A 12,247-nucleotide genomic window follows, 5' to 3' on the forward strand; every position below is an offset into this window, starting at 1 on the left:
GTATACTCCCCTCTGAATTTCAATTTCGGCTCGGGAGGGAGCTAGCCAGATGAAAACCTATCGTTCCTATTATAAGCCTCTGGCCATTGGTGCCCCAACACCGTTTGCTGAGCCGCCTGTCGCACTGGAGCGCATGATCCACTTCGTGCCGCCGCATATCGAAAAGATGCGTGCAAAGATCCCGCAGATAATCTCACAAGTAGATGTAATTCTCGGCAATCTGGAGGATGCGATCCCAGCCGACGAAAAGCTCAATGCCCGCGAAGGCTTCATCCAGATGGCCAACGACAATGACTTTGGCACCACAAAGCTCTGGACGCGCATCAACTCACTGGAAAGCCCATGGGTTCTGGATGATATTACCGAAATCGTGACCCGCTGCGGCAACAAGCTTGATGTGATTATGCTGCCAAAAGTGAATGGCCCATGGGACACTCACTATCTGGATCAACTACTCGCTCAGCTCGAAGCCAAGGCAGGTGTGACAAAACCGATCCAGATCCACGCTATTTTGGAAACGGCTGAAGGCGTCAACAACGTAGAAGCCATCGCCACAGCCAGTCCGCGCATGCATGGCATGAGCCTCGGCCCAGCAGATCTCGCGGCCTCCCGCGGCATGAAGACAACTCGCGTTGGCGGTGGCCATCCTGACTATCAGGTGCTCGCAGATGCCGACGGCGACGCACCGCGTACACGCTACCAGCAAGACTTATGGCACTATACTGTAGCCAAAATGGTAGATGCATGCCTTGCTGCAGGCATTAAACCCTTCTACGGACCTTTCGGAGATTTCAGCGACCCAGCCGCATGTGAAGCCCAGTTCCGCAACTCATTCCTCATGGGCTGTCTTGGAACCTGGACATTGCACCCAAGCCAGATTGGCATTGCAAAATCAGTCTTCTCACCAGAGCCAGATGAAGTGAAATTTGCTCGCAGGATTCTGGAAGCAATGCCGGATGGAACCGGCGCAGTCATGCTGGATGGGAAAATGCAGGATGATGCAACCTGGAAACAGGCCAAGGTGATCTGTGATCTGGCTGATCTGGTCATCTCAAAAGACCCGGATTTGGCAGAATCTTTCCAATAATCAATCCTGAAGAGTGGTCGGCGCCACTCTTCAACCATGCGGATGTGCATATCAATGAAATGTGAGGAGCTATTCATCCCCAAACGTCACATTTTGATCGGTTTGTGCTGCCTCTCGCCTCTTTGCTGCGCTATATAGCTTGACAATAAGCGCATGGCATGACCTTTAAGGCGCCCTGACAAGATACAGTATCTTCGAAAGCTTGGTGGATTATGGAGACAATTAGAACCGCGAAATTCAGAATTGGACAGGTCGTACGTCACCGCCTGTACCCGTTCCGTGGCATAGTCTTCGACGTTGATCCCACATTCGACAATACAGAAGAGTGGTGGGAGTCAATTCCCGAAGAAGCACGCCCAAGCAAGGACCAGCCTTTTTATCACCTTCTCGCTGAAAACGCTGAGAGTGAATACATTGCTTATGTCTCGGAGCAGAATCTGGAAAAAGACGACAGTGGCGAACCTGTGAGACACCCGCAGGTCGATGAGTTTTTTGATGAGACCACCGATGGAGACTACATCGTCAAGGATGTGGAAATTCATTAAAGATGGTTCCTGAATTCTCTTCATGGAAACCGCATCTTTTCAAAGTCATCAAATCAATAAAAAACCCGAAGGAAAACTCCTTCGGGTTTTTTATTTCTTAAAGCAAAAACCAAATTACTGGTTTGCTTGACGCTGCTGCTCAATCAGCTTCTGACGAGCGGCTTCAGCACGTTTCTGAAGTTCAGACTGCAGGCGCTCCTGCTTTGCCTGGAGTTCTTCAGGCTTAATAGCTTCACCATCATAAATACGGGTGAACCCTTTCAAAGTAAGGTCGAATGGACGTGCCTTACCCTGCTGGTTCAACGTAGTAATGATCAGCTTGCCACCTTTTTTCAGGCCACCGATGAAGGTGTCATCAATAACCATCTCGGCAATACAAGCGTTTGGAAAACAAATTGTATATTTAGCTTCAGACTGTTTGCCACCATCAACCTGTACACGAAGACCAGGCTGAATCAGCATTCCTGGAGGAACAGCAAGATGCAGCAGCTTGCGGCTTTCGCCGGTCACTTCACGCACAACAGCTTGAGCTAGGAACTGGCCTGTGTCCGTGCGCAGTTCTTGTGTGATAAGGCAAAATTCTTTCTTGGATTTTGGATCAGTGTTACAAACTTTCACCCAAGCATCGTCTGCCTGTGCATTCTGTGCAACACTGGTGCCTGCAAAGCCAACAGCGGCCATTGCTGCAATAATCCCACCAGTCAGAACGCCCTTAAAATTAACGGCCATCCCAAATTTCCTCAAAGTTTGATCCGGTGCAAAACGATGCCTCCGGCAATTACGCAGCAACCATTTTTTAAGTTCAACAGTGTTTTGACTGCTTGTTCGGCGCCAAGCATACTCAGAACAGAGCTGAAAAAAAGGCAACGCTTCTGTTAAATGCTACTTATGTACTCTTTAAACGCCTCGGAACCATTTTTCCACCTATAGATTGGGGTGGTTACTGTCCTTTTCCAAAGCCTCGTAGGCTGAAATTTCCTCAGAATCGTATTATTGCTAGTTTCTGCGGACGCCCTAGGAGAAATTCTAATGACTAAATTCCGATCCTATGTGAATGGAATAAACAATTTTACGAAAGGGCTTGTTGTCATTTCCGGTATGGCAACATTAGCTTGTTCAACTGCACTGGCTCAGGATACCGTTCCTTGGAGCCATGGCATTGCAATGCATGGGAAACCTGCGCTGCCAGCAGATTATACTCACCTGCCCTATGCAAACCCGGAAGCTCCTAAAGGCGGTCGTCTTTCTCTCGGCGTTCAAGGTACATTTGATAGTCTTAATTCCTTTGCTCTCAAAGGGGCATGGACATCCGCACGCGGCATGAAGGAACGTCAGATGGGTTCTTTCATTCTGGAGAGCCTCCTTCTTCGCACCAATGACGAAGCATTCACATTATATACACACCTTGCTGAAGCTGTGCGCATGCCGGACGAGCGAAACTGGATCGAATTTCGCCTGAACCCTGCAGCAAAATTCTCCAACGGTGACCCGTTAACCGTTGAAGATATTATCTTTTCTCTTGAAACCATCCGCGACCATGGCCGCCCGCCTTATGCGCGTTGGTATGGTAAAGTCGTCAAGTTCGAAAAGACGGGGGCACATTCCGTAAAACTGCATTTTAAAGATGGCAGCGACCGCGAGCTTCCACTGCTCATTGCTCTGGCCCCTATTTTCAACAGCCGCACGACTGATCCCGAAACATTCGGCAACACCACGCTGACACCGCCAATCGGAACCGGCCCTTACATTTTCTCTGAAATCGACCCTGGTAGACGCACCACCTACACACGCCGCGACGATTATTGGGCAAAAGATCTGCCACAGAAAATCGGCTTCGATAACTTCAATGAAGTGACCGTTGATTACTTCAGAGATTATAACGCCTTGCAGGAAGCGTTCCGCAAAGGTGACACGGAAGCGCTCATCTATGGCAATCCAAGCCTTTGGGAGAATGCGGGTGACTTTCCTGCGTTTGAAGAAGGCAAGGTTGTCAAAGACGTATTTGAACGTGGCACGCCACCGAGCATGACCGGCATTGCGTTCAACACCCGTCACCCCCAGTTCTCTGACAAACGCGTCCGTCAAGCTCTTGGCATGCTGTTAGATTTCCAATGGATCAACAGAACCCTCTTCAACGGACTGTACAAACGTACAGACGGATATTGGGACAACTCTGAACTTTCCTCCATTGGACGCCCGGCTAACGAGTTGGAAAAGAAACTTCTTGAACCATACCCGAATGTGGTCACAGACGAAGTTTTGGCAGGAACATGGCGCCCATCCGAGGCTGATGGGTCAGGGCGTGACCGCAAGGTACTACTCGACGCACTGAGCCTATTCAAACAGGCTGGCTATAAACTTGATCAAGGCAAACTAATCAACACAAAATCCGGCGAGCAGCTCAACTTTGAAATTCTTGTTCGCGTTCAGGACGAAGAGAAAGTCGCGCTTGCATTGCAGCGCACAGCCAAACTTCTGGGTATCGAAATCTCAGTGCGAACCGTCGACGCCGCCCAGTTCGAAGAACGCCGCGCATCTTTTGGGTTTGATGCCCTCTTCAACACTTGGTTTGCTTCCCTTTCTCCCGGTGGTGAGCAATATGCGCGCTGGTCATCTCAGGCAGCAGACACCAAGAGCTCCAGAAACATCGTTGGCGCAAAAGAACCTGTAATCGATGCATTGATCGATGCCATGGTCGCGGCCCGTACCCGTGAGGAGTTTGTAGCCGCAGTCCGCGCATTTGACCGTGTTCTGATCTCGGGCTTTTACGCAATTCCACTCTATCACGCCCCTGCTGAGTGGGTTGCACGATGGACAACCGTTGAGCATCCCGCCAAATCACCGCTTTACGGCATGCAGTTCGACAACTGGTGGGATGCGCCTAAAGAGTAGATAAACACATAAAAATTAGGCTGCGTTCTTGATGAAGGCAGCCTACTCAACAAAAGTGTCTATTAACCAACTTGTCGAATCTCTAATTTCTCAGTCGCTTAGCGGACTTACCTTAAATGATACTGTCAAATACCGATGCCATTGCAAACCACAGCACAACTGGAGTTTGGGGCAATATCACTCTTGATATGCTGTTCCGGCGTGCTGCGCAAAAACATCCAAACCGCTTGGCATTGGTCGATGCACCCGACAGAGAAACATGGACAGGCGGCAAGCCACGCCACCTGACCTATGCCGAAGCAGAGCAGGAAATCAGCAGAATTGCTGGCTTCTTCGCAGCTGTAGGGATGGAACCCGACCACATTTTGGGCCTCCAATCTCCCAATACAGTCGATAATGTTCTTTGCATTCTTGGAGCTCTGCGCGCTGGCCTGATTGTTTCCCCCTTCCCGCTGCACTGGCGCCACTCTGAGATTTTACGCGCACTCAGCACAGTAGATGCCAAAGCACTGATCACAGCAGATCGCGTTGAAACCCGCATGCTAGGCGAAGAAGCGCGCGACGCTGCCGCTGACTTTTTCTCTCTGCGTTTCGTTTTTGGCCTCGGCAGCGACATTCCCGACGGCCTCATCGATATGGCACCCATGCTGGCTGAGAGTGGGGATTCCTTCCCGGAGCCGGTGGTAGAACGGGACGGCGCACCTGCCAATCATGTTGCCACACTCACCTGGGTTCACTCTGGATCTGAAATCAGCCCAATCCCACGCAGTCATAACCACTGGGTCTCCACAGGCCTCATGCCGTTTCTTGAGACAAGACTGGAGCCAGGTGCACGGATTTTGCTGCCGTATATTTTGTGCGGAATTACCGGAATTGGCGCCGGTTTGGTCCCGTGGCTACTGAGCGAAGGGACGCTGCATCTCCATCATCCACATGCTTTATCCACATTAACGGATCACGCACGCTCTATTGAGGCAAATTATATTTTAACCCCTGGACCGCTTGCTTCTCACATTGATGGGGCCTTGGAAGGCTGGAAAACAAACACCGTTGCCACATGGGCAATCACCTCTCCAACGCCTGCCAAATACAAAGCTAAAGGCATCGTAACAGACCTCCATGTGTTGGATGAATATGCACTGGTGGCACATTTGCGAGGAACCTCTGAGGAGCCTGTCCCCCTCATTCCGGGCAACCAGTTTGCCCCAAGCACATCCACCCACGGCCCGTGCCTTATTAATATTGATCCCGTTGAAATAAATGAGGAAAATTCACAGGGAGCTTCGACAACAGCGCCCGGATACCACCTCAAACTCAAGGGTGCGATGGTCCCGGACGCAGATTGGCCGACCAACGAATCTCATCTGACATTCTTCAGCAACGAGCAAAATGAACATGGGCTGATTACTCAAATCCCTGTTGGCGTACATGACGTTACTGGAGCAATTCATGGCTTTGGAACGCCCGGTCAAAAAGCGCCCGGTTTGCTGGAGCTGGAACGTCTCGACGAAATATACAGTGAATTCTCGGGGGTAAAAGAAGCGGCTGCTTTTCTGGTAGAAGATGAATTAATGGGTGCACGCCTTATGGTCGCGGTGGTACCGTCAGAAGGCCTTCTCGTTGATGTGGAAGCCTTTTACGCCTACCTCGACGCATCACGCGTCAGCCTGACAATGATGCCACATAGAATTCTGTCACTCCGCGCATTGCCAATGACAGAAGGTGGTACTGTAGACCGACAGAAATTGACCAGACGCTCCCAGCCAAAACCGGTGGAAGCGGTTGCCTGAGAGGATGAATGGCCGATCATAGCCAACCATTAGAGACTGAAACGCACGATTCCAGTTGGGGCAAAATCCTGCTGATCGCACCGGTGCAAAATCATGTCTTTGATATGTTGGAGCCTTTGACCGTGCTATCCGATCGTCTGGTCGCAGTTCGAACCAGCGCACAGCTTATCGACGAGCTACAGGGTGCAAACGTTCTTCCCATATGCATTCTTTTGCCATGGCAGGAAGATAACCCTCCTGAGCTTGATGAACTCACGCAAACCATTAGGCAATTCCGAAAAGGCCCCGGTGTCGAAGTTCCACTTCTTATTATTACAAGTGGCAGTGCGCCTGTTCCGCTGGATTTAAAGCCAAGCGCAACTGTGAGTGATGCAATACCACCAGATGTATTGCTGCCACGCATTGCCGGTTTGAGGCGTCTTGCCAACAGAGCTGAGGAAGCGCGCCTGCGCCGTGGCCTATTTGGTCCATTGCCAGAGTATAAGATCGAATTTGGCCCACTAAAATCTGCGGGACTACTCGTTGCCGGGTTTGGCAAGCACTTTGGACGCACACAAGCTCTGTTGGATATGCCTGTAGAAATCGTCAGCGGTTTCTCCTCCGATATGACGGAAGATTATCTGACAGCGCGCCGATTTGAAGCTGTCTTGATCGACATGCCCGCATGGCAAGCTTGCGAAGAGATTGAGCGCCTGCGAGCTGACCCGCGCTATTTCAACCTGCCCATACTTGCCCATAGCGTTGACGAAGAATCCGCACACCTCCTCTATTCAGCAGGTGCAACTGATGTCCTGCTCGGTGAGGTCTCAGACAAAGCGCTCACGGGTCATATCATCAGCGCCTTGCGCGCAGGCAGACGCCAGCGTTTGACCGATGCAATCCTGACTGTTTCCAGCCAATGGCTTGCGCGTCAGGATAATGATGATTTCCTTTCCGAGCAAAAATATCTCAACTACCTGAAACTCTTGGAAGAATCCACGAAACGCCGTGGTGAATCCATCTACGAACTCAATCTTCTTGAACTCATAGAACGTTTCACTGGCAGCAACCCCCAGGCATTTGCGCAGCATCAAATGTACTGGAGCGGAACTGTCCTTTCCATAGCTATGGCCGTTTGCCGTGATGAAGATTTTGTTGCTAACATTGAAGGCCGTGGACCTGTCGCCGTTCTGCGCAGCAAAAAAGGCATGGAACAGCTCTCCAACCGCGTGCTCGTCATGGTACGCACCACAGGCTTGGGCAACGGATAAGCTCTTCCACCTCCTCACGAAACTGTGAGAGTTTTCATGGAAAACTATCGGATATTCCTGATAGATTGTAGAGCTAACGCGACAAACCCATAACTGAGAATACAGATGTCTACTACTGCCCCGATTGTCATTGATGTTATCTCCGATGTCATGTGCCCATGGTGCTTCATCGGCAAACGCCGACTGGAGAAAGCCTTGATGCTGCTACCAGACAGCACCGTAAAAGTTCAATGGCACCCCTACCAACTTGATGCGACCCTTCCCAAAGAAGGCAAGGATCGCAAAAAATATCTGGAAGACAAGTTTGGCGGAGCTGAACGGGCAAAAGAGATCTACGCTCAGGTAAGCAATGCCGGTGCAGCAGAAGAAATTGACTTCAAGTTTGAGGCAATCACGAAATCCCCAAACACAATCGACAGTCACCGGTTGATCCGCTGGGCCCGTTCTGAAGGCATGCAGGACGCGATGGTCGAAGAGCTGTTCAAGCTTTACTTCACAGAAGGCGCTGACCTGACCGATAAACAAGTCCTGACCAACGCCGCCGAACGCGCAGGCCTCAACAGTAAGCTGGTTTCTGATCTATTGAACACGGATCAGGACGTAAAAGAAGTTGAAGCAGATGTGGTCCGTGCTCATGAAATTGGCGTAACAGGCGTTCCCTTCTTCATCATAGATGGCCGCTTTGCAGTGGCAGGAGCAGAAAATCCCGAAACACTCGCAGCAGCAATCCGCCACGCCGAGGAAACAAAAACTGGCGATTAAAAGAAGTAGCCGCGTCTTTATGCGCTCAACGAGCTGCTGAAGATAAATTCCAAGCGCAACAACAAAGCCACATATTCAACTGCTGGATTTCAATAGTGGCTCTGTTTTGCTTGCAGGTATAATCTTACATGCATGAGCCTTAGGACTTTCATCGCGCTGCTAATAACTCCCATTGCCATTTGGCTTGCAAGTATTGCAGCGCTCTTCGTGATTAGTTCGAGCACTGACTGTTCATTTTCATCGAAAGGTATAAGCCCCTGCATCATTTATGGGATTGATATTGGGCACTCTTTGTATGATCTCGGTCTGATGGCGGCATGGGGATTCCTAGCCGTCCCGTATATGTGGGGTTATCTATTTGCAGGGTGGTTCATATTCAAAGTCGGAACCTTTTTGTACGGCATTTTCATCAGGATGTAGAAAGCAAAAAAGCCGGCCCAAATGGACCGGCTTTCTTAATTTCAAGCAAATGCTGAAGGTCTTATCCGCGCAGGATAGAACGACCAGCAAACACGCCTTGGAGGCCCAGTTCTTCTTCGATACGGATAAGCTGGTTGTACTTAGCCATACGGTCAGAACGGGACAAAGAACCTGTTTTGATCTGGCCACAGTTGAATGCAACTGCCAGGTCAGCAATGGTGTTGTCTTCGGTTTCACCTGAACGGTGAGACATGACAGAAGTGTAGCTTGCACGGTGCGCCATATCGACAGCTTCCATGGTCTCAGTCAGAGAGCCGATCTGGTTCACTTTCACGAGGATGGAGTTTGCAGTGTCGTTTTTGATGCCGCGAGCAAGACGCTCGGAGTTGGTCACGAACAGATCGTCACCTACCAGCTGACACTTATTGCCGATCGCTTGGGTCAAAGACTTCCAGCCATCCCAATCTTCTTCAGCCATACCGTCTTCGATGGAGAATACTGGGTACTTGCTCACCAGATCTTCAAGGTAGCGAACCATTTCATCAGAACCAAGGATTTTGCCTTCGCCCTTCAGGTTATACTTGCCATCCTTGTAGAACTCGGTGGAAGCTGCATCAAATGCAAGCATCACGTCGTCACCAGGGGTGTAACCAGCTTTCTCAATAGCATTCAGAACGAAACCGATCGCTTCATCAGTAGAACCGATACCAGGAGCAAAACCGCCTTCATCCCCCACATTGGTGTTGTGGCCAGCAGCGGAAAGACCTTTTTTGAGCGTATGGAAGATTTCACAACCCATACGAACAGACTCACGCAGAGAGCTTGCGCCCACTGGCATGATCATGAATTCCTGGAAATCGATTGGATTGTCAGCATGCTCACCACCGTTGATGATGTTCATCATCGGAACTGGCAGCGTGCGTGCACCAAAACCGCCCACATAGCGGTAAAGTGGCATCGCAGCCGCTTCAGCAGCAGCTTTCGCAACAGCAAGAGAAACGCCCAAAATAGCGTTTGCACCAAGACGGCCTTTGTTTTCGGTACCGTCAAGTTCGATCATAGCACGATCAACTTTGATCTGGTCTTCAGCGTCCATACCGCCCACAGCATCAAAGATCTCACCGTTTACAGCTTCTACAGCGTCCTCGACACCCTTGCCAAGGTAACGCTCACCGCCATCGCGGCGTTCAACAGCTTCAAATGCGCCAGTGGAGGCGCCGGACGGAACTGCAGCCCGACCGAAGGAGCCGTCTTCCAAAAGCACATCAACTTCAACAGTTGGGTTGCCGCGGCTGTCAAGGATTTCGCGACCAATAATGTCGATGATAGCAGTCATCTAAGAGTACTCCAATGTACTTGTAGAGTGTGGAATTTTGGCTCTAAGAGCTTTTACCCGAGGTACTGCCCCCAAGGAAGAGAAGAGACCGTACCCTTCTGTAAATCCTTGGGAATAAACGAATGTATTTTGTCGCACCTCTACGTAAAAACGCAGTATTTTGTCACTTTCCTTAGGTGCCGTGAAATATCTAAAGCGTAAAACTTCCGTTTTTCGCGATCCGGTCAAACTCTTGCAGCCACAGCAGCAAGTCTTTGAGTCGGTTTAGAGGAATCATATTCGGACCATCAGATGACGTGGTGTTGTCAGGATCGTCATGTGTCTCCACAAACAGGCCTGCAATACCAACGGCAACAGCAGCACGTGCCAGTGTTGCAACAAACTCGCGCTGCCCACCAGATGTACCACCAAGGCCGCCAGGCTGCTGTACAGAGTGAGTTGCATCAAACACCACCGGAGCACCCATGTCCGCCATAATCGGCAGAGCGCGCATGTCTGAAACAAGTGTGTTGTAGCCAAATGTTGCGCCACGCTCGCACAGCATTACATTGGAGTTGCCACTCTCAACCACTTTGGTCATGACGTTTTTCATGTCCCAGGGCGCGAGAAACTGTCCCTTCTTCACATTCAGCGCTCTACCGGTTTTCGCAGCAGCAACAAGAAGGTCAGTTTGGCGGCACAGATAAGCTGGAATCTGCAAAATATCGCAAACTTCACTAACTGGCGCACAATGGTTTGGCTCATGCACATCCGTAATCACTGGCAAGCCGTAGGTTTCTTTGATTTCCGCAAAAACCTCCAGACCTTTGGCCATGCCCATACCGCGACTGGCAGAGAGGCTGGTCCGGTTCGCCTTGTCGTAGCTCGCTTTGAAAACCAAACCTATGTTCAGCTCTTCTGCAATTTCTTTGACAGCCTGAGCCATTTCCATAGCGTGTGCGCGGCTCTCCATCTGGCATGGTCCAGCAATAAGAGAAAACGGCTTATCATTTGAAAAGACAGCGTTTCCAACTGAAACTTCTGAATTTGGTTGAGACACGAAGAGATCTCCTTAAAGGCGTGAATATAATCCAAAAGTTGATTAGGCGCTTTGGCTCCAAATTACAAGAGGAGGAACGATGCGATGCGTTCCACAGAGACCTTTGACATACGCAGATCTTGCAGTCGATCCTCCAAGTCTGTGAACGCTAAACTTAAGACTCATAGGGGAGCACCAATCACCGCCTTACTTGGTCCAATGCATATCTAGCAACTAGGTTAAAACAGCGTCATCCAAAGCACGCAGTACATAGAATGCATCTCATCAGTGAGTAGATGAGTGCTACGCTTCAACTTGGATGGCTACCTTTTCAGCAGCCAAAGCCTGTGGTTCAAAACACATTCTTTGATGAGCTCATTGATGCTTCATATTGCATTGAAGAGAGTGGCAACCGGCCAATCTATACGTTGCCACCCACACTGAGCTTAAATGAAACATAACAGCGCCAACACAAAAGCGAACCATCAGAAACAGTGTAGCCACGCGAACCATCCACTAGGTTAAAACAGCGTCATCCAATAACCATAGACATTTCGGCAGTCTTCCCCATAAGAACAATCAAACTCTTCGCATCTGTTGTTAAGGTAACCCCATAATTCTTTGCTATTTTGTCGCGCTCTTTCTCATAGGTATCCTGAAACCGCTCAACTTGCTTTTGGAGCGCGGTCACCTGAGCAATCTTCTTTTCAGCGGCATCATAACCTTTGTTAGCGGTATCTAAATGCTGGCGAAGTTTTTGATACTTTTCAACGCCAATGAGCTTTTTCTTGTCTCCACCGGCTTCAGCTTCCAAAGTTTTCATTCCCTTGGTGATTTGTTCCACCAAATTATGTGCCTTGATATAGTCGTCCTGCGCTTTCGCAAGAGATTTGAGGGCTTTCTGACCTGTTTCAATATCAGCGGAAATTTTCTTTAGCTTCGGTTCATCCTCGACGAGTTTCATGTAGGCCTTTTCGACAGCCGCTTTATCATTCGTCAACTTGCCGTATTTAGCGACATCTTTAGCCGGGAGCTTATGTTTCTTTTCCATTTCTTTCTGAAAAGCAGACACACCACTCAAGAACTCTTTGATATTCTTATATTTTTTGAGAGCCTTTGGCATTTATTCCTCCAACTGTTTTGCCAT

At 49.7% G+C, this 12,247-nt stretch carries 10 protein-coding genes; 6 read left to right on the forward strand and 4 right to left on the reverse strand.

Translation table 11 applies throughout. The annotated features are described in order from the left end of the window. Positions 1-49: 49 nt before the first annotated feature. On the forward strand, positions 50-1,087 hold the full coding sequence (locus PsAD13_RS16475; protein ID WP_063318857.1) for a CoA ester lyase: 1,038 nt from the start codon (positions 50-52) through the stop codon (positions 1,085-1,087). A gap of 212 nt (positions 1,088-1,299) precedes the next feature. After that, a complete protein-coding gene (hspQ, locus tag PsAD13_RS16480) occupies positions 1,300-1,632 on the forward strand; it encodes a heat shock protein HspQ (RefSeq protein ID WP_057466287.1) in 333 nt (110 codons plus the stop codon). 114 nt (positions 1,633-1,746) lie between these two features. Here the strand turns inward: hspQ and PsAD13_RS16485 are convergent, their stop codons facing one another. Further along, positions 1,747-2,361: an invasion associated locus B family protein gene (locus PsAD13_RS16485; protein WP_057466286.1), complete on the reverse strand. Its 615-nt coding sequence runs from the start codon at positions 2,359-2,361 to the stop codon at positions 1,747-1,749. 300 nt (positions 2,362-2,661) lie between these two features. On the opposite strand from PsAD13_RS16485, the gene PsAD13_RS16490 reads away from it, so the two are divergent. From PsAD13_RS16490 to PsAD13_RS16505, 4 genes are all read left to right on the forward strand, one after another. Beyond that, entirely contained in the window at positions 2,662-4,524 is a 1,863-nt protein-coding gene (locus PsAD13_RS16490; protein WP_063318858.1) for an extracellular solute-binding protein, read from the forward strand. 116 nt (positions 4,525-4,640) lie between these two features. Beyond that, positions 4,641-6,314: a class I adenylate-forming enzyme family protein gene (locus PsAD13_RS16495; RefSeq protein WP_063318859.1), complete on the forward strand. Its 1,674-nt coding sequence runs from the start codon at positions 4,641-4,643 to the stop codon at positions 6,312-6,314. Between the two features lie 8 nt (positions 6,315-6,322). Continuing rightward, entirely contained in the window at positions 6,323-7,564 is a 1,242-nt protein-coding gene (locus PsAD13_RS16500) for a hypothetical protein (RefSeq protein WP_063318860.1), read from the forward strand. 105 nt (positions 7,565-7,669) lie between these two features. After that, the gene (locus PsAD13_RS16505; RefSeq protein ID WP_057466283.1) at positions 7,670-8,326 is read left to right on the forward strand and encodes a DsbA family oxidoreductase; all 657 of its coding nucleotides are present in this window, start codon (positions 7,670-7,672) and stop codon (positions 8,324-8,326) included. Positions 8,327-8,807: 481 nt separating this feature from the next. Here the strand turns inward: PsAD13_RS16505 and eno are convergent, their stop codons facing one another. From eno to PsAD13_RS16525, 3 genes are all read right to left on the reverse strand, one after another. After that, the gene (eno, locus tag PsAD13_RS16515; RefSeq protein ID WP_057466281.1) at positions 8,808-10,082 is read right to left on the reverse strand and encodes a phosphopyruvate hydratase; all 1,275 of its coding nucleotides are present in this window, start codon (positions 10,080-10,082) and stop codon (positions 8,808-8,810) included. A 190-nt stretch (positions 10,083-10,272) separates the two neighbouring features. Further along, on the reverse strand, positions 10,273-11,121 hold the full coding sequence (gene kdsA / locus PsAD13_RS16520) for a 3-deoxy-8-phosphooctulonate synthase (RefSeq protein WP_057466280.1): 849 nt from the start codon (positions 11,119-11,121) through the stop codon (positions 10,273-10,275). A gap of 511 nt (positions 11,122-11,632) precedes the next feature. After that, positions 11,633-12,223, reverse strand: a complete 591-nt coding sequence (locus PsAD13_RS16525; protein WP_063318862.1) for a hypothetical protein — start codon at positions 12,221-12,223, stop codon at positions 11,633-11,635. Positions 12,224-12,247: the final 24 nt, after the last annotated feature.

This window comes from Pseudovibrio sp. Ad13 (assembly GCF_001623225.1).
Lineage (GTDB): Bacteria > Pseudomonadota > Alphaproteobacteria > Rhizobiales > Stappiaceae > Pseudovibrio.